The sequence below is a fragment of the Oceanobacillus halophilus genome, from assembly GCF_003628505.1.
Taxonomy (GTDB): Bacteria; Bacillota; Bacilli; order Bacillales; family Amphibacillaceae; genus Oceanobacillus; species Oceanobacillus halophilus.
This window is the reverse complement of sequence record NZ_RBZP01000007.1, coordinates 69,616-90,687: the sequence shown is the minus strand read 5'-3', so window position 1 is coordinate 90,687 and position 21,072 is coordinate 69,616. Positions and strand designations below refer to the sequence as shown.

Sequence of the window (21,072 nt, the reverse complement as noted above, 5' to 3'; positions counted from 1 at the left end):
AAAGACCCGTTAAAATAGAAAAGTACTGAACACTTTCTTTCATATTTGTTTTAGGAGGAAATACCTTGGAAAAGAATAACCTTAATAACAGCGATTACCGCTTTAAAATAGCCAATAGGGAAGCATTAATTGGTGTGTGTCTAGTACTTTTTAATTTCATTTGGTGGTTTACTTTTGCCTATGGACTTGGAAGTAAGAATCCAACAGAATACTCCTATATTTTTGGACTCCCTGCTTGGTTTTTCTATAGCTGTGTATTAGGTGTAGTAGTCATGTCCATATTAGTATACATTGTCGTCAAAAAATTCTTTGTAGATGTTCCATTTGAAAATGAGGAGTTAAAGGATAAATGAATTGGCAAGCAGCATTGTCGTTATTTGGATCAGTAGTAATTATTTTTTTAATTGGATTATTAGCAAGTAGAAGTCAAAAAGAAAGTAAGTCCTTCGTGCAAGATTATTACTTAGGTGGCCGAAGTCTTGGTGGCTTTGTGTTAGCTATGACGATGACAGCTACCTATGGAAGTGCATCAAGCTTTATTGGGGGACCTGGTGTTGCCTATAATGAAGGGCTAGGATGGGTACTGTTATCTGTGACTCAGGTGGCAACAGGTTATTTCACATTGATGATATTAGGGAAAAAGTTTGCTATTGTCACACGTAAATATAATGCTGTAACATTAGTGGATTTCTTGAAGGAGCGGTATCAGTCCAAATGGGTCGTATTATTGTCATCCATTAGTATCGTTATCTTTTTATTTTCAGCGATGGCTGCTCAATGGATTGGCGGAGGTCGTCTTATTGAGTCGCTCACAGGATTATCCTATACATCAGCATTGTTTATCTTTGTTATGACGGTTTTAGTTTATGTTACTTTCGGTGGCTTTCGTGCAGTAACCTTAACGGATGCCATTCAAGGCAGTATCATGTTCATCGGTACATTTGTATTATTAATTGCGGTTATTGTTGCTGGTGGTGGAATTCCATCTATTATCGCCGATCTTCAAGCGGAAAACCCGAATTTAATTACCCCGTTTGGAGCAGATGGGACGTTAACTCCTGCTTATGTTTCCTCTTATTGGGTATTAGTAGGTGTGGGTGTGGTTGCTTTGCCACAAATTGCTGTTCGTGCGATGTCCTATAAAAATACTCGAGCTTTTCACCGTGCCTTAATCATTGGAACGATTGTAGTTGGGGTTATTATACTTAACATGCATCTTATTGGTGTTTTTGCTAGACCTATCCTGCCAGGTATTGAAGTTGGGGACAGAGTAATGCCGCTTATCGCCTTAGAGGTTTTGCCACCTTGGTTAGCAGGTATTGTACTAGCAGCACCGTTGGCTGCGATTATGTCTACAGTGGATTCTTTATTATTGCTTGTTAGTTCTACAATCGTAAAGGATGTTTATATCAATTATATAAAACCCGATGCCACTCGTAAGAAGGTTCAGCAAATAAGCATGGGAGTTACTGCAATTTTAGGGGTTATCGTCTTTTTAATGGCAGTAAATCCTCCTGACTTAATTATCTGGTTAAATCTATTTGCTATCGGTGGCTTGGAAGCAGCATTTATTTGGCCCATTATAATGGGACTTTATTGGGAAAAAGGTAATAAGTATGGAGCGATCTCTTCGATGTTGGTTGGCATTGTCTCTTATAGTTTATTCCAATTATTCTATCCAGAACCATTTGGCATGCATGCGGTAGTCACATCTATTTTATTATCGTTGATAGCTTATGTGGGTTTTAGTAAAGGAATGGAGAAGAAGGTTAGTATAGGATCTAAGCTTCAATAAAATAATCTTACTTAACAAGGTTCTTTTTATATAAATTGAATCTATAGTTACTCGGCTCATCGAAAAGGTATCTTGTCTAAAGTTTGTGTCGTATTTAGTTATAGACTGTGAAAATCTTTAATTCAGAATAATGCTTAAACCCCGCTACGGAAATACACTCTGCTTTCTGCGGGGAGCTGGTGAGCTTCCTTCGTGCGATGTAATGCTGAAGAAGCCTTCCTTGTCCTGCGGGAAAAGAGGCCTAGATGAGACCCCGCAGTGCGATAGCACGAGGAGGCTCATCAGCCGCCCGCGGAAAGCGACTGCCCGGAGCGGAATTCAACAACGCACTCCATTAGATATTTATTCTTAATTAAATATATCAGGAGTTTCTATCAACCCCGACATAGTTAAACAGTAATAAAATTTACGAAAAGAGCTTTTTTCAAAGCGTTCAGTTTTTATTATTATGCTACTTAAACGGTTAAAAGATAGGTCAACGCACAAAAAAGGGTATGAAACCCTCAGTGATTTCGCACCCCAAAATGGTTAACCTATTCTGGAAATTTCTATTCCAAGTAAAACATTCAAGACGAAATGATTACACAAGCTGTCTTGAAAACTGTACAAAATAATCTAGAGCTTCTGCATTAACCATGGAACCTTTATTCACAACCTGATCAGCAGGTTTTCCCATTAGTATTTTCTTGATAGGTACTTCAAGTTTTTTTCCGTTTAGTGTTTTTGGTAAATCTTCTACCTCAAAAATACCCGTTGGAACGTGTCGTGGGGAACACTGGGAACGGATTTGCTTTTTTATCGCATGCTTTACATCGTCTGATAACCTAGAACCCTCTTTCATCACAACGAAAAGTGGGGTGGAGGAATCTCCATTAGCTAAAGGAACATCAACTATAAGACTATCATCTACTTCTTTCACCTGATCGACAGCACGGTAAATTTCACTTGTGCCAATTCGAATTCCCCCGCGATTAATCGTCGCATCAGATCTCCCATAAATAACGCAGGTACCTCGACTGGTTACTTTTAGATAATCCCCATGACGCCAAATTCCAGGGAATACATCAAAATAACTTTCGTATAAACGTGATCCATCTTTATCATTCCAAAAATAAATTGGCATAGAAGGGAATGGTTCTGTTAACACAAGTTCGCCAACTTCATCAATTATTGCTTGACTGTTATCATCAAAACTCTCAATTTTTGCACCTAGCCCTCTGCATTGTAATTCACCGGCATGTACCGGTAAGGTTGGAGCTCCTAAAATGAATGCAGTACACACGTCAGTCCCGCCGCTAGCAGAAGCAATCCAAAGATTTTCTTTTACATAATCATAACACCATTGGAATCCTTCTGGAGGGAGTGGAGAACCTGTCGAACTAATACTGCTTAGATTAGATAAATCAAACTTTTCAGCTGGCTTTATATCGTTTTTCATGCAGGATATAATATAACTTGCGCTTGTTCCAAAAACCGTCATCTTCGTTTCTTCTGCCAGTTCCCAGAGTCTATGGTGATTTGGATATGCTGGATTTCCGTCGTAAAGGATAATCGCGCTTCCTGTTAGAAGACCACCGATAAGAAAGTTCCACATCATCCATCCTGTTGTCGTAAACCAAAAAAATCGATCATTTTTCCCTAAATCAACATGTAGGGTTAATGACTTTAGATGCTCAATTAGGATTCCACCTTGACTTTGTACAATTGGTTTAGGCTTTCCTGTAGTGCCGGAGGAAAATAGTATCCACAGTGGGTCATTAAATGAGACATGTTCATATCTGATTTCAGGTTGTTTTTCTTTTATTTCTATCGCACGATCCCATGAGATAGGATTTTTTAATTGATTAAAGTTTGCGTTGGATTGTAAATAAGGAATGGTGATAGTTGCTTCTAAAGTTGGAAGTTCCGATTGGATGGCTGCGACAACATCTGTCCGGTCAAATTTTTTCCCGCCATATTGATAGCCGTCTACTGTAATCATGACTTTGGGTTCAATTTGTTTAAAACGATCGATTACGCTTTGAGTACCAAAGTCAGGAGAGGCGCTAGACCAAATTGCTCCGAGGCTTGCAGTTGCAAGAAAAGCCACGACTGTTTCATATATGTTTGCGGTGTAGGCTACTACTCGATCGCCTTTTGTTACACCTAAATTTACTAAAGTTTTCTGCATCGCTGCCGTTTCCCGATATAGCTGCTTCCATGTGATTTCAGAGGTTGGTCGTAGTTCGGATGTGTGGATAATTGCTGTTTGACCCTCTTGACGATTTCTAAAAATATGTTCCGTATAATTAATTGTGGCTTCTGGAAACCATTTAGTACCAGGCATCTGATAGGAGGTTAATACATTCTTATAAGGTTGATTAGCCTGAATCTCAAAGTAATTCCAAATAGATTCCCAAAAATCCTCTATGTAATCTGTTGACCATTTCCAAAGGGATTGATAATCGTTGAATGTAAGGTTCATTTCCGATTCTAACCAATTCATATATTTATAAAGATTGGAATTTTGTTTTTGATTATCCCTTGGTTCCCAGAGTAACGTGCCTTCTTTAATAGTCCCCACTGTAATCCTCCTTAGTTTTTAGATTATTAATATAATTATATTAAATCAGATTTATTATGTAAAGAAACATAAGAAGGAACAAAAATGCCACGCTTCTTTTATTGCACAAGCTCTTTTCCTTTATTTTGTTGGTTTATGAACTTGTATAGTTGATAGAAACTGTTGATTTATTTAATTTAGAATAGTGCTTCTCAACCGCTACGGAAATACACTCCGCTTTCCGCGGGCGCTGCTGAGCCTACTCCGAGCTATCGCTCTCCGTAGTCTCACCTAGGCTTTTCTTCCCGCGGGAGTCTCCGTGTATTTCCGCTATGTTCTCTGCTCTACTTGTATAAACAAGAAAATATATTGTTTTTAAACGTTATTTCACGAGCTATAAATTAAAAAACTTGAGCATCTATCTTAGCGAATTATTCTGCCGGAGCGAATGATTGCACAAAATAATCATCAGTGTGAGCGAGCAATACTATTCTGAATTAAAGTAATCAACAGTCTATAAAAAATATAAGTAAACCCACATTAAAAAAAGCTTTTAGAAAAGTGCTATTGAAAAAGAGTTTCGGGTTATGCAGGTATATGCTTATTTCATGATTTTATTGTTCTGTTTTTATGCTTTGAGTCATTTGATGCCAGACAGATCCTTTTGCTTCTTCGCCATCCTTGATTCGTTCTAATGCCATTTTAATTTGCATTCGAACTTCAAATTCCGGATCATCAGCTGCTGCTTCTAGAGATGGAATACATGTTTCATCGCCAAGTTCATATAAAAACATAGCTGCTCGCCATCGTACTAGTCTACTGGAATCTGTCAGAGTTTCTATCATTTTTGGTAATGCTTCCTTAAATCCTAAATCAGAAATACAATCTCCTGCAGTTCTTCTGACATTTACTGCTTTATCTTCTAAGGCTTTATATAGGTAGGGAAGAACATCAGGCTCTTCAATCATACCCAGGTAGGCAGTGGCTAATCTTCTAATCGATGATTTTTCGTCGGATAGTGCCTTTTCCAGCAGAGGTAAGTCTTCCATAGTTGGATCCAAACGATCTAATGCAGCATAACGCACTTTCCAATCAGGGTGTTTTAGTGTTTCAATCGTAATCTTTGCTTTTGGTTTTTTCTCTGAAGCAGGTGATGGACTGTCCTGTAGGGCGGCCTCCACTAGTTTATCTAATCGGTTTTTATCATAACTGGCACTTAATTCCTCTACCACCTCATTACCTATCTCTTCTAAGGATCCATACCTAGGTTGCTGTTCCACCCATTTCCTTTCCATTATAAAGTTTGGAGAAGAAGAGGATGCTTCCATTACAGCATCCATAAACAATTTTGGAAGTCCAAATCGTTTTTCTTCATTTCCATCATCTAATTTTACTTGCATGGGAATGTTTCGGAACAGTTGAATAAAGACATGTACTTCACCAAATGCGTCCACATTTTCTGAAGGTTCTTTTTCGGGTAGATCTGTCTTTTCCTCTGTTCCAAGTACGTTTCGGACCTTAGGGAGAATAGACTCCCAAGTTATTTTTGGGTTTCTGGCTAGTGCAATGAAATCAACGACACGATAAATATTTTTCACGCCTTCAATTTCAAATAATTGTCTAACGTAGTCCGGTGCATCGGTAAGATCATCTTTCTTAGCATAATTGAAATTAACACCTGCAGGCAATTCCTCATTTACATTAATTTTCATGGAATGCGGACTAGGTGTTGGCTCAATGGAAGTAATTCTCATTTTTTCCCCTCCCCAAGGAATGATTAGTTATTTGCTAGCTTATCGGCAAAAAGCTTCATGTATTCTGGTAAATCAGGTGGACGACGGCTGGAGATGATATGGCCATCAGCTATTGCTGCCTCATCGAACCATTCTGCACCAGCGTTTGTCATGTCATCTTTAATTCCTGGCGTACTGGTTACTTTCACTCCTTGAAGTATGTTTGCTGAAATTAGAACCCATCCAGCATGGCAAATTTGTCCGATAGGCTTTTTCTTTTCATTCATATGGCGCACCATTTTTAATACTTCAGGGTAACGTCTTAGTTTATCTGGTGCCCATCCACCTGGAACAAGAATTGCATCGTAGTCCTCGGCTTTTATTTCGTCAAAGGCATAATCGGATTCTGCTGGAACACCGTATTTGCCTATATATTTCTTCTTTGCTTCATTTCCTATTAGATGAACTTCTGCTCCTTCTTCCCTTAGACGTAAAATAGGATACCAGAGTTCTAAATCCTCAAAATCATGCTCCACAAGTGCAATGATCTTTTTATCTTTTAATCGCATGAATGTCCCTCCATTTTTTGTTGTAATTTAAAGTTTAACAAAGGTCTGGGTTAATTTCGAAGCATATGCAACTTGATTATAGTAAAAAACATTACTCACTAGGAGCAATGCTTTGTTTTCTAAGATTTTCTGTTATACTCAGCGAACTTTGCAAAGCTGCTTTCATCTTCTATTAAGCCACAAGAGGCACACTGGATGCGGTACTTTGGGCCTTTGTACAGATGGTGAAATACTTCTACTGTATCATTGGAATAGTCATTTAGAACTTCTCCCGTGTTGGCGTCTAATTTTACGGGTTTAGCCACTTGTTCAATTATATTAAATCTTGAACTGTTTGTTTTGCAATTGGGACAACGATAAGCTTGATTCATTACAAAACACCTCCTGATGTTATTATTCCTTACTTGTTTTGAAATATGTAATAGGTAACAGGAGACTTGTCATAAGAATTTTTGTATGGTAAAAAATATAATAAAAGAAAAGAAACCTAGCATGAATATTGCTGCACTAGGTTTCTTTTAGCTGAACCACTTTTTCATTTTGGAGAGTAAGGATCCTTGCTTTTTTTCTGTATCTTCTTTCTTATCGGTAACTTCTTCTACACTTTCTTCTAAAAAAATATCTTCTTTATCTATTGCGTAGTCATAGGTTAACACAGCCCCGATGTCTGTATTATTTTCTTCATTTCTTATGATTGTATAAGGAATATTATATTTATTAGCGAGTTTTTTCTCTTCCGTCATAAATCGAGTATCTACGTGACCATTAATTAGTAATTTTGCTTTTTTATTTTGTTTCATGGCATCCTCTAATTTCTCTATCCCTTTATCTGTCATCACTTGACCAATCGTTAGTGCAAGTACGATACGTTCTCGTAGTGTGCCAAGGAACTTCTTGCGTTCTTCTTCTTTAGGAAGTCGAGTACCATACATTCCCTCAGTTAAGTAATCATTTACGTCTTTGTCACTCATTGTTTATTCAGTCCTTTATCATATGCTGTCTATGTCTTAAATCTACTGCATGCTTAGTAGGTATGTCAAAGATAATATATGTGGAAAAGAGGTGGTTCATGCATGAACCACCTCTTAGTAATGATTTTATAAGTTTTTTTTCGATTTGGCTCTCTTATCAGCAGCTTTGCTTCTAGCTTGTGCTTCTTTATCTTCTGCATCGGCTAATTCCTCAGAAAATTCAATGTCTATTCCATCAGACAATTGATTCTTAGGAGTTTGTGCTAATACATTGTTTCTTTTCTTTTTATGATCATCTCTGCCACCCATGTGTAACACCCCTTCAATAGGAATTTACATGGATAGTATGTGTAACTATGCTAATTCTACAACGCAACATTGCAATCATTATATGGAAAAAATGACAGTTGTTATCTTCTGTCCCCACCCAATAAGTTAAACAATCCACCTGCAATACTGCCTTCTCCTTTAGATTCTGATCCAGCCCGTTGTGGAGCTGAAGCGAATACTCTACTTGCTAATCGACTGAATGGTAAAGATTGAACCCATACTGTTCCTGGGCCGCGTAACGTAGCAAAAAATAAACCTTCCCCACCAAATAATGCTGTTTTTACCCCGCCAACAAATTCGATGTTATAATCTACATCACCAGTCATCGCGACAAGGCAACCGGTATCGACCCGAAGCGTTTCTCCGGCATTTAATTCCCGTTTATGGATAGTTCCACCTGCATGTACAAATGCCATGCCATCTCCTTCGAGTTTTTGCATAATAAACCCTTCCCCACCAAAGAATCCTGTACCAATCTTTCTCTGAAGTTCTACTCCAACAGACACGCCTTTGGCAGCTGCAAGGAATGCATCCTTTTGACAAATTAATTTCCCGTTAATTTCGCTTAAATCCATGGGAATGATTTTTCCTGGATAGGGGGAAGCGAAGGAAACATGTTTCTTTCCAGTTCCTTCATTTGTAAAAGTAGTCATAAATAAACTCTCGCCAGTTAGGACTCGTTTACCTGCACCCAATAGCTTTCCCATTAAACCACTGCCTTGATTAGATGAACCATCACCAAATATTGTTTCCATTTTAATTTGGTCGTCCATCATCATTAGACTTCCTGCTTCAGCAATAACTGTTTCCTGAGGGTCAAGTTCTACCTCAACAAATTGCATATCATCTCCATAAAGCTTGTAATCAATCTCATGATTATTCATTCTTATCAGCCCCTTTTAGATTATTATATCCAATAGTACGTTTTAGCGCACGAAAAGATTCGATCATTTTGTACCAGATAGGAAACGTTAAGATTAAAAAATGTAAAAAAGCACATTTTAAGGATGCTTGGAATAGTGAAGGAATAAATTGATTGATAAAAAACGTACGCTCGACCACGAGCGTACGTTAGATGAAAAGATTTTAATGAGTTGGCATTTGGCCTTGGACAGGTGCATAGCTGTTCATATACGCTTGCATGTCCTCTTGTTTTAATTGTGGCACTTGATAATATTGATTTCGGTTTTGGTATAGGAATACTTCGTAAGCCATCTCGATAATATTCGGGATACTATCTGCAAATGCTCTTCGTACAACTGGATTGGTAGCTTCAAGTGCTGCCATAGTAAAGGCAGATGCATTAGCCTTTAAGCAACCCATCATGAACCCTGTTATACATTCATCATTAATCTCATTGACACTTTGTGCAGGTGTTTTTGGTTGTGGTGGCTGCTGCATACCATAAATGGTGTTATTCGTATCCTGAGAAAAGTTATACGTCTGTGTTTTTACCGTTGGCTCTTGTCCAGTTTTGAATGTCTGAACAAGGGAGTTATAAACTTGAGTTAAATAAGTCTTGTGCTTATTCAGCATTGTTTTTAATTCGGGATCTTGGACATGCTGTTCATAGAGCAGGTATTGTTCCATACCACCTACTAGACCGCCAATTGCTTCCTCAGCGTCGAATATTTCATGTCCACCATGACTAAATTGATCGGGAATTTGAGATGATCCTTGGAAATTTGGATTTGGCTGTTGAGTATGCAAAAAAATGACCTCCTTGAATTTAGTCACGATTATTTTTAGCTAGAGCCCTGTTGTTATACTTTATTTAAATTGTTAAAGCATGCAATTTTTGGTTTGTATATTATGGGTGGATTCAAGTATAATTTTTTTAACTAAAAAAATGGAAACGGAGGTTTATGATGACGCAACAAAATCAATCCAAAGAACAAGCTGCTGAAAATATTGAAGTATGGGAAGATGTTGTAAACATCAAGGATTTAGTTTTTAGTATGCTAATCTGTAGTGTTACAGCCTTAGGTGGATATCTCATTGCCCCTAACGATTCGCAGCAACCGCTATTATTTGGTCTAGCGGGAGTTGTAATTGGTTTTCTTATTTGCAGTATTATTGTTAAACCAAAGAGAGTATTACGTTATGAAGATGAGGAGTAGTAATTCATGGAAATATCACTAATTTTTGAAATGGTTCTTGCAGCCATATTTGGGGCTGTTTTGTATACAATAATTGGTATAGCTCCAGGAACGGATGAAACAGCAGTATTAGCACCTGTTACGTTAATATTGGTTTTAGCTGGTATGGAACCAATCGTATTATTATCTTTTTTTATGTCAGCAATTATTGCCAAAAAATTATCAGATTCTATTCCTGTTGCAATTGCTGGTATTCCAGGTGGAGTGATGTCTGCCCCGATGGTTGAACACGCCATGGTTTTAAAAAAACATGGGCTGGCGGATGTCAGTATACGAAAAATGGCTTCTGGTTCCGTTATTGGTACGATTATTTCTGTTCCGCTAAGTTTAATATTGGCTAATTTACTTATACCATTAGGAGACTTGCTTTCCGCTTATTCCAGTCAAATATTTTTTGGTGGGGCTATTTTTCTGGCATTAATGTCTAAAAATAGGTGGCTTGCTTTAGTTTCTATTGTTCCGTTTGCATTGCTCATACAAGGTCTAAGACATTTATATTGGGGAGTAGGAGCGGTACCCGAGGACGTTACTGTTTTTACTTCATTTTTTTTAGGAATAACTATTGGACCGATTATATTACGCTTGTTTGAATTATTGAATAGAGAACTGCGAAGTAAAATACCGAGACGTGAAAAGAATTTAATTATTTTAAAGCGCCAAGAACCAATCAAAGGATTTCCAAACCCCTTTAAAATACTAGACAAGAAGGAAGTGTTATCTTCCTCAGGGTCTTCTGTTTTAGGTATCATTACCTTCTTTATGAGTCCGGTTGGTATGACAATCTTTCTTGGAGAAACATTTACAAGTAGAATTAAAGATCCTATTAAAAGAGCATCGAGAGCGATATCCAGTATGGATGGAGTAACGAATGCAGCTTACATTGCCGGTATTCTTATTCCATTAATTGCGATTGGAACTCCTTTGTCACCTACAGCTTTAGGGCCTGGGATGGCATTATTTAATGCACCGCCAGTTTTCAATGAAGATCATAATTTACACCACCTTTTATCGATGAATGAATTTGTTATTGCTACAGTGATTGGAGCAGTCATTGCCATTTGTTTGACTTATTTTATTACAATGAAATACGCACAGCAAATATGTTCTTTTGTTTTTAAATATATCCCGCATGAAGCATTACTAGGTGTTTTCTTTGGTCTAGTTTTAATGCTGGCTTATATGGATGCAGGAGTCATTAACATTTTTGGTGTATTATTAATTGGTTTGGTTGCCGGAATCCTCCATCGTTGGGGTGTGAACTACGGAGTCCAATTTATGATACTGTATGCTGCTCCATGGATGGTAGGACATTTGGTGTTTTAGATGGTTGGTTTGAATAAAAGCATTGCGTATTAGATTGCGCAGTGCTTCTTTGTAGTTTTTTTGTAGGAGAGATGAAATCAACGCAGATGGCGCATATATCTACGGAGATAAAACATATATCAACTTAGTGAGAGGGTATATCGACGACCAACAGCCGGATATCAACGATGGCAGAAGATATCTACAACAGCAGAAAAAATCAACAAAATGGAACACAGAGACCATATTTCGCTAACTGTGAGGCTGGAATTTATGCTACTATGAGAGAAAGTAGCTAGTGTGGAGGGGAGAGAAGATGAAAATGAAAGAAAAAGATCCAATCCAATTAGATGAGCGAATTTACTTAATTGATGGATTCGACATGGATGTTCCAAACAGAACGGGTACATATGTGATTAATGAGGAAGCGTTAACATTGATTGAAACAGGTCCTAGTCCATCAATCAAATATGTGAAAAAAGGGCTGGAAACATTAGGTTTTTCTCTGGATCAAGTGAAATATATTATTGTGACACATGTACATCTTGATCATTCTGGTGGGGCAGGGCTATTAATGAAAGAATGTCCAAATGCTCAAGTTGTCGTTCATCCTAGAGGAGAAAGGCATTTAGCAAATCCAAGAAAGTTAGCAGCAGGTGCTCGGTCTATTTATGGGGATAGTTTTTCTGATTTATTTGATCCGATTGTTCCGGTTCCTGAAGATCGCTTACTTGTGAAAACAGAAGGGGATACACTTAGAATTGGTCCAGAATGTACGCTTGAATTCTTTGACACACCTGGACATGCAAAACATCATTTCAGTATCTATGATCCATTAAGTAATGGGTTGTTTACTGGAGATACAGTTGGTGTAAGGTATCAGCAATTAATTAATGAGGGTGTCAATTTCTTTTTGCCAACAACTTCTCCAAATCATTTTGATCCAAATGCTATGGAAAAATCGATAAAAAGGATCAAAGAAATGAATCTGGATCGTATTTATTACGGTCATTTTGGTGTGACTGAGGGAGTGGATGATGCATTAGATCAAGTATTAAATTGGCTTGATATATTTGTGGAAGAGGGAGAACAAGTCATGGCTGAGCGGAAAGGCTATGATGTACTTGCTGGTAGATTATTGGATAGAGTAAAAAGAACCTTGAGAAAACAAGGAATACCTGATGAACATGAAGTATTTATTATCATAAACTTAGACATGCAAGTTTGTTCGTTGGGGATAGTGGATTATTTTCAGAAATTAAAACAGTGATAAGAAGAGAAGCACTCATGGTTGGATGAACTATGAGTGCTTCCTAGTATTTTAGCTTATTTTTATGATGACTATAGATATGATGACTTTATTATAAATATATTCTCATACTGAACTATTATTCCTTCGTATAATTCAATTCCCAAGCAATTCCATTCTTATCTTTCACAATAGCATGCTTGGCTCCCCAGAACGTATCTTGAAGTTCCATTTGAATTTCTCCGTTTTCAGAAAGAGAATGATACACCCTTTTAATTTCTTCCTCGCTATCGAGATCAGGACCAAATAGAATGTTATTGCCAATGGTGAACTGCTGATCTAATGTATCAGCGAAGTAGATAATACACTGTTCATTTATATGCAATTCTGCATGAATATATTTTCCTTCCTGGCCTTTGAACATCTCTATTCCATCTGCTAATTGGGTATTTTTAATCTCGCCACCGAAGATACTCTGGTAGTATTTGATGGCCTCTTTACAATTTTCGATTCGAATATGTGGTACTAGTTTTCTCAAAGTAATAACCTCCTAGAATCCAGTATGAATGTTTTCAGCAATATTAAACCTCTCTATTAGGCAGGTGGAGTTCCAGCATTATTGGGCAATGGTCACTGCCCATAATTTCAGAATGAACTTGAGAGTCAGCCAATGATTCTTTTATTCTTTCAGATACAATGAAATAATCTATCCGCCAACCAACATTTCGTTCACGAATTGTTTTCATATAACTCCACCATGTATAAATATCGTCTTTTTCAGGATAAAAGAAACGGAGGCTGTCAATAAATCCAGAATCTAATAGACGCGTCATTTTTCCGCGTTCTTCTGTAGTAAACCCAGAATTACCGTGATTGGTTTTGTCGTTTTTTAAATCAATTTCCTGATGTGCGACATTTAAATCCCCGCAGTATATAACAGGCTTTTTCTTGTCCAGTTCTTTTAGATATTCATACAGTTTATCTTCCCATTCCAAACGATAATCCAATCTGGTTAAATCTCGTTTCGAATTTGGTGTATAGACGTTAACTAAATAAAACGTTTCATATTCTAAAGTAATGATTCGTCCTTCATCCTGTGACTCATCATCTCCAACGCCATAGGAAACAGATAATGGCTTTTTCTTCGTAAATACGGCAGTACCTGAATAACCTTTTCTTTCGGCATAGTTCCAATATTGATGATATCCTTCTAAGTCCAAATTTATTTGACCTTCTTGCAGTTTGGTTTCTTGTACACAGAAAATATCTGCATTAACATCATTAAAATAGTCTAAAAATCCTTTACGGACACATGCACGAAGTCCGTTTACATTCCACGATACGAGTTTCATAGATAGTATTTCTCCCTTTATTGATAATAGTATTATTCTATCATATTAATCGAATGACATATATTTCACAGGTTTATCCATTAGATGGTAATTAGTGTAGAAACCTTGCGTGAATAATAGTGATTTATGTCCTTTATTGTCAAAATATATTTCCGAGGAAATATATTTTGTCATTTTGTCGATTGCTTATTGAAAATATAATCTTGACAATACCGGTGTATTAAACATATAATACATCACAGAGTGTACTAAGTGATTCATACGCATTTTTTTATGCACAAGGTGTATTATCCAGTTGATACAGCTTAGGTATACCATTCGTACATTTTTTATGTTGAATGTGTATTAACTGATTAATACACTGGAAACGCCACTAGAAAGATATAGGAGCTGTTGCTATGAAAGTGACATTTAATAAGAGGGATCCTGTTTATGTACAGGTCGTTCGACACTTTAAAGAACAAATTGCTACCGGGAACCTAGAACCTGGACAGGAGATACCTTCACGGAGAGAATTAGCTAATCAATTAAAAATTAATCCAAATACAGCGCAACGTGCGTATAAGGAAATGGAGGAAGCCGGCTTGATTTTTACCCAGGGAAATAGTCCGAGCAAAATAACGAGAGATGAAAACATAATTAGTTCTGTACGAGAAGAGTTAATTTTAGAAGCTGTAGAAGATTTTGTTTCAGCAATTCGACCAATTAAAGTGCCTATTGAAGAAGTAGTGGGGATACTTAAGGAAAAATATAACGATGACGTCTTTGAACGGAGGGATAAAAATGATTGAAGTAAAAGATATTTCTAAGAATTTTGGGCGCAAGAAAGTACTTAAAGGAGTTTCCTTTACGGCCAATAAAGGGGAAATTACCTGCTTAATTGGTATTAATGGAGTTGGGAAAACAACCATAATGAATGCAATCATGAATCTTACCCCAATTAAAAGTGGTGAAATTTTAATTGATGGAGAGAAATTGAGTAAAAAAACTTTTGAAAAGATAACTTTTATTCCTGATGCTATTACCATGTTGCCGCAAATGACTATTGGAGAAGCATTACAATTTATGAAGGATTTTTATGAAAGCTGGAATTCAGAACGAGCAAATGAATTATTAACATTTTTTAGATTAAAAGAAGAAGAAAAGATATCCAGTCTTTCCAAGGGAAATACAGCAAAAGTAAATTTATTACTTGGCCTTGCATTAGATGTGGATTATCTATTAATGGATGAACCCTTTACTGGAATTGATATTTTTAGCAGGGAGCAAATAGCTGAGGTGTTTACAAGTCACTTAGTAGAAGACCGTGGTGTGATTATTACAACGCATGAGATCAATGATATTGAACATTTAATCGATAAAGTTGTCCTGCTCGATGAAGGAGTAGTACGGAAAGAATTCCATACAGAAGAAGTCCGAGAAAATGAAGGGAAGTCTGTTGTGGATGTAATGAGGGAGGTTTACAAGCAATGAAGAACTATGTGAAATTAGTTGATTTTGAATTAAAACGATTTATTAAAATCTATTTCGTTTTAATTGGAATGACTATTGTCTTGCAAATAGTTGGGGTAATTCTTGAGTCGAGACAGTACTTGGATAAAGCAACTGAAGCGATGTATGAGTATTCGGTGCCCTTAATGGAGTTTGTAGGACAAAATGGAAAATTCGGTTTACATCGTGTTTTGGAAACTGGATACTTTATGATTCCAATTGGGTTAAGTGTGGCAGCATTAATCTTTTATTGTTTCTTCATTTGGTACCGAGACTGGTTCGGGAAAAATACCTTCGTTTATCGATTGTTAATGCTGCCAACTGCAAGATTAAATGTGCTCTTGGCTAAAGCAAGTGCAATTTTCTTAATGGTTCTTGGATTAGTAGGCATTCAGTTAATCCTTCTTCCAATTGAATCCACCATATTGCAATGGATTGTCCCATTAGACTTACGAATAGATATGTCAGTATCAGAGCTTGTAGGACAATTTGGATACGGGTATCTGGGATTAATTATCCCTAATAGTTTTATTCAGTTTCTCATCAATTATGGGATTGGATTTATGCATGTTTTCATCTTATTTACAGCAATCTTATTTGAGAGAAGTTTTCGATTAAGAGGGATTGTATATGGTGTCATTTACTATATAGCAGCACAGGTTTTGTTTTTGTTTCCTATAATGATTGAAGTATTTTTTGAAACAGGATATTTATACCCGATAGAAATCTTTATTTTAGAAATTATCTTAGGGCTATTGGTAATTGGATTATCGCTATGGATTAGTAACTACCTATTAAACCGGAAAGTTACTGTTTAAGGAGGGAAGAAAAATGTTAAGATATTGGAAATTAATCGTTATTACAGCCATTATTGTGTTTAGTTTTGGAACGTATTATGTACAAAATGCATTAGCAAAAAGCGAGTATCCTGAATTTGTTTTCAAAACAATAAATGGGGATGAAGCAGAAATAGAGTCTTTAATGGTTACTGGAGAGTACGGTGTGAATGAGGAAGGGCTTTCAGAACATTTTAATCTCACCTCAGAAGGAACTGTCTATCGAGAGGAACGGTCCTATTTGGATCAGCTTTTTTATAGGAGTACGTTAATTGAAAGGCTGCAAAGTGACTATCGCAGCTTTATGCGCGGTAAAGGAGAAAGCAGTACAACCCTTTTTGAAAATAATGAACTATTAGCTTTTGTAGGTCCCTATAGTTTGGATGAACCAGATGATTCATTTGATGTTGAATTATTAGATAAAAGAACAAAGGAGAGAACTGCTTTTCAAGTTACTTTGCCGAATGCAAAAGAATATAGCTTTATAAATATTCAAGATGTTCAAGTTTCTCATGATAAATTAATTGTAATTAGTCGTAATATTAAACGAGGAAGTCCCAGTGAATCAGACTCAGAAGAAATTCATGTATATCAAATAGATTTAACGAATCAAAAAATAAATAGTGATGAGGTAATACTAACTAGTGACAGTGGATCCCCTGCAGAATGGATTCATATAAGTGAGATAAATAGTCACAGTCATATTGGACAGGAGAATTACTTTGTTTTCCAACTAGGATATATGAAAGGGGAGCAATACGGTTCCTCCGTTCGTGATAGGACAGAATATGTTGCATATCATTATGAGACGAACGAAACAATTGAGTTAGACCTATCCGAAGAAGTGGGTGCTGATCCAACATTCAGTAAAGTATATAAAGATTCTATTTATTTTTTTGATACCGAAGCAAATAATCTGCAAATCAAAGCCTACAATATCAGAAATGATGAATGGATCTTAATAGAATTACAAACAACAGAAGAAGTACATCCAGCAAATCTGGTAGAAATTAAAAATGATATGCTCTACATGGCTAACTTCAACGATAAACAAACGAATATTTATGCCTTGAATCTTGAAATGGAAGAATTAGTTTATGAAGGGAAAATAGAATTTGCAAATCCGAAAGATGAGCAAGGGGATTATTATCTAAACCTATATGATATGGTGATTGAAAATGAATAAAGAAATAATGTTGGATATTAAACAGCTTCATCATGAATTTATTTTGGGAAAGAAGAAGCAACAAACGCGCATAAGTGTTTTAAAAGATATTTCCTTTCAGGTAAAGAAAGGAGAAGTAGTTACACTTGTTGGGAAGAGTGGATCAGGGAAGTCTACATTGCTTAATTTGATTAGTGGTTTTATACATCCAACGAGGGGTGAAATTTGGATCAACGGGTCGGAAGTAAGTACCTTTACAGAAAAACAGTTTGCTAATTTTCGTTTAAAACATATGGGGTTTATCTTTCAAAACTTCCAGTTGATTCCTTCGATGACTGCCTTTCAAAATATTGAGCTACCACTGATTTTGAAAGGAGAAAATGAAAATAAGAGAAAGCAAATGACCTTAGATATGTTAGAAAAGGTAGGACTGAAAGAGTTTGGGGATTATTATCCTAGTGAATTGTCTGGTGGACAGCAGCAAAGGATTAGTATTGCAAGGGCATTAATACTTGAGCCACCTCTAATTTTAGCTGATGAACCAACAGGAAGTTTGGATAGTGAAACGGAAGCGAGTTTACTGGAATTTATCCAACAACTAAACGAGGATTTAGGAATTACTTTCTTGATTATTACTCATGATGAAGTAGTAGCAAGAACTGGACATCGTACCATTGCCATACGTGATGGTAGGCTTGTAGAAAGTGGTGTAAGCCAATGAAATTTAGGGACCAGCTAAGGTTTATTAGACAAAATATTAAAAAGAACAAGATTCGAACATTTATGACGATATTGGCAACAGCAATGGGATGCGCGTTTCTGATTGTACTTGCTTCTATTGCTTACGGTCTGCAGGAATCAATTGTAGAGGATACATTGGAACAGCAAATCATTACGCAAATAGATATTTATGGTCAAGAGGATGAAAAAGGTAATTTTCAAAGTTTAACTTTGGAGAACATTGAATATCTGGAATCCATTGAACAGGTAAAAGCAGTAACAAGAAGAAATCAGCTTCGACAAATGCCTTTATTTGCGATGGATGATTATGAAGCAGAGACCGCGGCAGTAGCTGCTCACTTTCCATCTGAGGTTGCCTCTGGATTGACATTAAGAGAAGGCAGGCTACCAGAAAACAGGGGAGAAGTAGTGGTTGGTAGTCATTTTATTAAAAACCTCGCCGAAGTTACCGATGAAAATATCTATGATGAGGAAACTGGAGAAATCAAAGAAGGATATATCTACCAAGGAAATTTAGTAGATGAGGTCTTAGAGATGACAGTTATAAATAATGATGATGAAAAGGACTCAATTCCCCTAAAGATAGTTGGTGTTCTAGAAGCTCCAACTAGAGAATGGATGCAGGATAAGAATGTGTATATATCTGATAAGGTGTTTTCTGAGGTGGAGAAGTTTACTGGTACACCAGGAGGAGAACTAGGGGTAGACCCTAAAGAACTGGATTCGACCTCCATAGAGACATTTGATGAAGTAAAAGTTTACGCAGACAATTTGGAAGCTGTACAAGGGATAGCAGACAAGCTCGATGAAGAAAATTATATGACATATTCGGTTGTAAATGAGATGAAACAAATCAATATGTTTTTCGCAATTGGTAAAGCCGGATTAATTTTAGTAGGAACTATCGCTATTATCATTGCTTCCATTGGAATTTATAATACAATGACCATGGCAGTGACAGAAAGGGCACCGGATATTGGGATCATGAAAGCTATAGGAGCCAATCCTAAAACCATTAAACAAATTTTCTTATTGGAAAGCAGTTATATAGGGATTATTGGGGCACTGATTGGAGTAGCAGTTGCCTATGCAACAAGTGCTCTTGTGAATATAGGTCTTCCGCTCATATTGGAAACAGCTTTTGACGAATCATTACCAGAAGGGCTGCAATTTTCATCGATCCCAGTTAGTCTCATTCTTATATCGGTTGGAATTTGTTTACTTGTAACCATCCTATCTGGCTTGCGTCCGGCAAAAAAAGCAACAGAAATAGATGTGTTAAAGGCAATGCGAAGAGAAATATAAAAAAATATGGCTGGCGATTAATCGCTAGCTATATTTTCATATATTTTGTCCATTTTTTCTTCAAACAAATCCATATGAACAATTCGTGCTTCACGCACATACTCTCTACCGTCAACGAAGAAAAGTAAGACAGGAACGGTGAAAATATCAAAGCGTCCAGCTACTTCTTCCACGGCTTCTGTATTAATATGACCAAGCTTGATTTTTGGGTATTTGTCCATCAGGTCCTGAACTTGTGGAAGGAGTCCATGACAAACACTGCAGTTTGGTCTGGAGATATACAAAAAGGCTAATTCATTGTCTTGGATGAACTGATTGACTGTTTCTATGCTGTTTAATTCCTCGAAATTTCTCATGTTCGCACCTCAGATTTAATTTTCTTTATTTATAGTATACCAGTCTACTTAATTTCTATCATGGATTGGAACCGCTGTTAATAACTGTACATATATCTTGGGAAATGCTAACTATACAAGTATTAAGTTTCTGAATAAATATAATATATATCTAAGCATGAAATGTTTAGATAAAGTTTTTTCCTTCGATCCATGATTCGTTCTCATTGGGAAAGCCGTGTGTTTGGGCTTTCCGTTTTTTTATTGTTAAAGGGTTTACTGATTTTAGATTTTATGGAAAAATCGCGAGTTATTGAATGCACAAAGTATCGATATCCCCAAGTGGCTGCTGTAATTGGAAAGAGATACAGGGATTTTTCTGTGATTGATGGGAAGATGGCTGAATCATCTTCTTTGCGGGCTAAATTCGCGAAGATGCTGCGCGTGCATTAAGGCAAATGCGAAAGAGTGGAATCAAAAAGATTGTGAGTGGATTCGAGTCGGTTGATAGAAGTCGCGGGTCGGTTGATAGAAGTCGCGGGTCGGTTGATAGAAGTCGCGGGTCGGTTGATAGAAGTCGCGGGTCGGTTGATAGAAGTCGCGGGTCGGTTGATAGAAGTCGCGGGTCGGTTGATAGAAGTCGCGGGTCGGTTGATAGAAGTCGCGGGTCGGTTGATAGAAGTTGCGAGTCGGTTGATAGAAGTTGCGAGTCGGTTGATAGAAGTCGCGGGTCGGTTGATAGAAGTTGCGAGTCGGTTGATAGAAGTTGCGAGTCGGTTGATAGAAGTTGCGAGTCGGTTGATAGCAGTTGCGGGTCGGTTGATAGAAGTTGCGAGTCGGTTGATAGAAGTTGCGGGTCGGTTGATAGCAGTTGCGGGTCGGTTGATAGCAGGTGTGGGTCGGTTGATAGAAGTTGCGAGTCGGTTGATAGCAGGTGCAGGTCGGTTGATAGCAGGTGCAGGTCGGTTGATAGCAGGTGCAGGTCGGTTGATAGCAGGTGCAGGTCGGTTGATAGCAGGTGCAGGTCGGTTGATAGCAGGTGCAGGTCGGTTGATAGCAGGTGCAGGTCGGTTGATAGCAGGTGCAGGTCGGTTGATAGCAGGTGCAGGTCGGTTGATAGAAGTTGCGGGTCGGTTGATAGAAGTTGCGGGTCGGTTGATAGAAGTTGCGAGTCGGTTGATAGAGAGCTCGACTTAA

Annotated in this window: 23 protein-coding genes; 12 read left to right on the top strand and 11 right to left on the bottom strand. The window is 37.3% G+C overall.

Features of this window, described 5'->3' with window-relative positions; translation table 11 throughout:
* Positions 1 to 65 precede the first annotated feature (65 nt).
* Both D8M06_RS10685 and panF read left to right on the top strand, forming a co-directional pair.
* The gene (locus D8M06_RS10685) at positions 66 to 353 is read left to right on the top strand and encodes a YhdT family protein (RefSeq protein WP_121204395.1); all 288 of its coding nucleotides are present in this window, start codon (positions 66 to 68) and stop codon (positions 351 to 353) included.
* Positions 350 to 1,795, top strand: coding sequence for a sodium/pantothenate symporter (gene panF / locus D8M06_RS10680; RefSeq protein WP_121204394.1), 1,446 nt, complete (start codon positions 350 to 352; stop codon positions 1,793 to 1,795). Before D8M06_RS10685 ends, panF begins: the two co-directional genes overlap by 4 nt.
* Before the next feature lie 580 nt (positions 1,796 to 2,375).
* Here panF and D8M06_RS10675 read toward each other — a convergent pair.
* From D8M06_RS10675 to D8M06_RS10640, 8 genes are all read right to left on the bottom strand, one after another.
* Positions 2,376 to 4,358 carry an acetoacetate--CoA ligase gene (locus D8M06_RS10675; protein WP_121204393.1) on the bottom strand — a complete coding sequence of 661 codons (1,983 nt, stop codon included), beginning with the start codon at positions 4,356 to 4,358 and terminating at the stop codon, positions 2,376 to 2,378.
* 593 nt (positions 4,359 to 4,951) lie between these two features.
* Positions 4,952 to 6,091 (bottom strand): conserved virulence factor C family protein, encoded by a 1,140-nt coding sequence (locus D8M06_RS10670; protein ID WP_121204392.1) that lies wholly within the window; start codon positions 6,089 to 6,091, stop codon positions 4,952 to 4,954.
* Between the two features lie 23 nt (positions 6,092 to 6,114).
* Positions 6,115 to 6,639, bottom strand: a complete 525-nt coding sequence (locus tag D8M06_RS10665) for a type 1 glutamine amidotransferase domain-containing protein (protein WP_121204391.1) — start codon at positions 6,637 to 6,639, stop codon at positions 6,115 to 6,117.
* A gap of 119 nt (positions 6,640 to 6,758) precedes the next feature.
* Positions 6,759 to 7,010: a DNA alkylation repair protein gene (locus D8M06_RS10660; RefSeq protein WP_121204390.1), complete on the bottom strand. Its 252-nt coding sequence runs from the start codon at positions 7,008 to 7,010 to the stop codon at positions 6,759 to 6,761.
* A 147-nt stretch (positions 7,011 to 7,157) separates the two neighbouring features.
* Complete coding sequence (locus tag D8M06_RS10655; protein ID WP_121204389.1) at positions 7,158 to 7,610, bottom strand: YueI family protein; 453 nt, start codon at positions 7,608 to 7,610, stop codon at positions 7,158 to 7,160.
* A gap of 126 nt (positions 7,611 to 7,736) precedes the next feature.
* Positions 7,737 to 7,919: a YfhD family protein gene (locus D8M06_RS10650; protein ID WP_121204388.1), complete on the bottom strand. Its 183-nt coding sequence runs from the start codon at positions 7,917 to 7,919 to the stop codon at positions 7,737 to 7,739.
* A 101-nt stretch (positions 7,920 to 8,020) separates the two neighbouring features.
* On the bottom strand, positions 8,021 to 8,824 hold the full coding sequence (locus D8M06_RS10645; protein WP_121204387.1) for a TIGR00266 family protein: 804 nt from the start codon (positions 8,822 to 8,824) through the stop codon (positions 8,021 to 8,023).
* A gap of 202 nt (positions 8,825 to 9,026) precedes the next feature.
* Positions 9,027 to 9,650, bottom strand: coding sequence for a spore coat protein (locus tag D8M06_RS10640; protein WP_121204386.1), 624 nt, complete (start codon positions 9,648 to 9,650; stop codon positions 9,027 to 9,029).
* 158 nt (positions 9,651 to 9,808) lie between these two features.
* On the opposite strand from D8M06_RS10640, the gene D8M06_RS10635 reads away from it, so the two are divergent.
* The 3 genes from D8M06_RS10635 (at position 9,809) to D8M06_RS10625 (ending at position 12,671) form a co-directional block, all read left to right on the top strand.
* Entirely contained in the window at positions 9,809 to 10,060 is a 252-nt protein-coding gene (locus tag D8M06_RS10635) for a hypothetical protein (protein WP_121204385.1), read from the top strand.
* A gap of 6 nt (positions 10,061 to 10,066) precedes the next feature.
* Entirely contained in the window at positions 10,067 to 11,422 is a 1,356-nt protein-coding gene (locus D8M06_RS10630; protein WP_121204384.1) for a tripartite tricarboxylate transporter permease, read from the top strand.
* A gap of 301 nt (positions 11,423 to 11,723) precedes the next feature.
* Positions 11,724 to 12,671 (top strand): MBL fold metallo-hydrolase, encoded by a 948-nt coding sequence (locus D8M06_RS10625; protein ID WP_121204458.1) that lies wholly within the window; start codon positions 11,724 to 11,726, stop codon positions 12,669 to 12,671.
* Between the two features lie 118 nt (positions 12,672 to 12,789).
* Here D8M06_RS10625 and D8M06_RS10620 read toward each other — a convergent pair whose 3' ends face one another.
* A complete protein-coding gene (locus tag D8M06_RS10620; RefSeq protein ID WP_121204383.1) occupies positions 12,790 to 13,188 on the bottom strand; it encodes a VOC family protein in 399 nt (132 codons plus the stop codon).
* A gap of 43 nt (positions 13,189 to 13,231) precedes the next feature.
* Positions 13,232 to 14,002: an exodeoxyribonuclease III gene (locus D8M06_RS10615; protein ID WP_121204382.1), complete on the bottom strand. Its 771-nt coding sequence runs from the start codon at positions 14,000 to 14,002 to the stop codon at positions 13,232 to 13,234.
* 398 nt (positions 14,003 to 14,400) lie between these two features.
* Between D8M06_RS10615 and D8M06_RS10610 the strand changes: the two genes are divergently transcribed.
* The 6 genes from D8M06_RS10610 to D8M06_RS10585 are packed head-to-tail and all read left to right on the top strand — an operon-like array spanning position 14,401 to position 19,540.
* Positions 14,401 to 14,793 carry a GntR family transcriptional regulator gene (locus D8M06_RS10610; RefSeq protein ID WP_121204381.1) on the top strand — a complete coding sequence of 131 codons (393 nt, stop codon included), beginning with the start codon at positions 14,401 to 14,403 and terminating at the stop codon, positions 14,791 to 14,793.
* A complete protein-coding gene (locus D8M06_RS10605) occupies positions 14,786 to 15,475 on the top strand; it encodes an ABC transporter ATP-binding protein (RefSeq protein WP_121204380.1) in 690 nt (229 codons plus the stop codon). Before D8M06_RS10610 ends, D8M06_RS10605 begins: the two co-directional genes overlap by 8 nt.
* Entirely contained in the window at positions 15,472 to 16,311 is an 840-nt protein-coding gene (locus D8M06_RS10600; protein WP_121204379.1) for a hypothetical protein, read from the top strand. The genes D8M06_RS10605 and D8M06_RS10600 overlap by 4 nt, the downstream gene beginning before the upstream one ends.
* 13 nt (positions 16,312 to 16,324) lie before the next feature.
* Positions 16,325 to 17,515: a hypothetical protein gene (locus tag D8M06_RS10595; protein ID WP_121204378.1), complete on the top strand. Its 1,191-nt coding sequence runs from the start codon at positions 16,325 to 16,327 to the stop codon at positions 17,513 to 17,515.
* A 7-nt stretch (positions 17,516 to 17,522) separates the two neighbouring features.
* The gene (locus tag D8M06_RS10590; protein WP_121204457.1) at positions 17,523 to 18,215 is read left to right on the top strand and encodes an ABC transporter ATP-binding protein; all 693 of its coding nucleotides are present in this window, start codon (positions 17,523 to 17,525) and stop codon (positions 18,213 to 18,215) included.
* Positions 18,212 to 19,540: an ABC transporter permease gene (locus D8M06_RS10585; RefSeq protein ID WP_121204377.1), complete on the top strand. Its 1,329-nt coding sequence runs from the start codon at positions 18,212 to 18,214 to the stop codon at positions 19,538 to 19,540. The genes D8M06_RS10590 and D8M06_RS10585 overlap by 4 nt, the downstream gene beginning before the upstream one ends.
* A gap of 17 nt (positions 19,541 to 19,557) precedes the next feature.
* Here D8M06_RS10585 and D8M06_RS10580 read toward each other — a convergent pair whose 3' ends face one another.
* A complete protein-coding gene (locus tag D8M06_RS10580) occupies positions 19,558 to 19,896 on the bottom strand; it encodes a thioredoxin family protein (RefSeq protein ID WP_121204376.1) in 339 nt (112 codons plus the stop codon).
* A 483-nt stretch (positions 19,897 to 20,379) separates the two neighbouring features.
* On the opposite strand from D8M06_RS10580, the gene D8M06_RS10575 reads away from it, so the two are divergent.
* The gene (locus D8M06_RS10575) at positions 20,380 to 21,072 is read left to right on the top strand and encodes a hypothetical protein (RefSeq protein ID WP_121204375.1); all 693 of its coding nucleotides are present in this window, start codon (positions 20,380 to 20,382) and stop codon (positions 21,070 to 21,072) included.

Excerpts from the sequence above, each read along its gene's own strand:
- panF (WP_121204394.1), top strand. The coding sequence starts at position 350 with ATGAATTGGCAAGCAGCATTGTCGTTATTTGGATCAGTAGTAATTATT.
- D8M06_RS10670 (WP_121204392.1), bottom strand. The coding sequence starts at position 6,091 with ATGAGAATTACTTCCATTGAGCCAACACCTAGTCCGCATTCCATGAAA.
- D8M06_RS10665 (WP_121204391.1), bottom strand. The coding sequence starts at position 6,639 with ATGCGATTAAAAGATAAAAAGATCATTGCACTTGTGGAGCATGATTTT.
- D8M06_RS10660 (WP_121204390.1), bottom strand. The coding sequence starts at position 7,010 with ATGAATCAAGCTTATCGTTGTCCCAATTGCAAAACAAACAGTTCAAGA.
- D8M06_RS10655 (WP_121204389.1), bottom strand. The coding sequence starts at position 7,610 with ATGAGTGACAAAGACGTAAATGATTACTTAACTGAGGGAATGTATGGT.
- D8M06_RS10650 (WP_121204388.1), bottom strand. The coding sequence starts at position 7,919 with ATGGGTGGCAGAGATGATCATAAAAAGAAAAGAAACAATGTATTAGCA.
- D8M06_RS10645 (WP_121204387.1), bottom strand. The coding sequence starts at position 8,824 with ATGAATAATCATGAGATTGATTACAAGCTTTATGGAGATGATATGCAA.
- D8M06_RS10635 (WP_121204385.1), top strand. The coding sequence starts at position 9,809 with ATGACGCAACAAAATCAATCCAAAGAACAAGCTGCTGAAAATATTGAA.
- D8M06_RS10630 (WP_121204384.1), top strand. The coding sequence starts at position 10,067 with ATGGAAATATCACTAATTTTTGAAATGGTTCTTGCAGCCATATTTGGG.
- D8M06_RS10625 (WP_121204458.1), top strand. The coding sequence starts at position 11,724 with ATGAAAGAAAAAGATCCAATCCAATTAGATGAGCGAATTTACTTAATT.
- D8M06_RS10615 (WP_121204382.1), bottom strand. The coding sequence starts at position 14,002 with ATGAAACTCGTATCGTGGAATGTAAACGGACTTCGTGCATGTGTCCGT.
- D8M06_RS10610 (WP_121204381.1), top strand. The coding sequence starts at position 14,401 with ATGAAAGTGACATTTAATAAGAGGGATCCTGTTTATGTACAGGTCGTT.
- D8M06_RS10605 (WP_121204380.1), top strand. The coding sequence starts at position 14,786 with ATGATTGAAGTAAAAGATATTTCTAAGAATTTTGGGCGCAAGAAAGTA.
- D8M06_RS10600 (WP_121204379.1), top strand. The coding sequence starts at position 15,472 with ATGAAGAACTATGTGAAATTAGTTGATTTTGAATTAAAACGATTTATT.
- D8M06_RS10595 (WP_121204378.1), top strand. The coding sequence starts at position 16,325 with ATGTTAAGATATTGGAAATTAATCGTTATTACAGCCATTATTGTGTTT.
- D8M06_RS10590 (WP_121204457.1), top strand. The coding sequence starts at position 17,523 with ATGTTGGATATTAAACAGCTTCATCATGAATTTATTTTGGGAAAGAAG.
- D8M06_RS10585 (WP_121204377.1), top strand. The coding sequence starts at position 18,212 with ATGAAATTTAGGGACCAGCTAAGGTTTATTAGACAAAATATTAAAAAG.
- D8M06_RS10580 (WP_121204376.1), bottom strand. The coding sequence starts at position 19,896 with ATGAGAAATTTCGAGGAATTAAACAGCATAGAAACAGTCAATCAGTTC.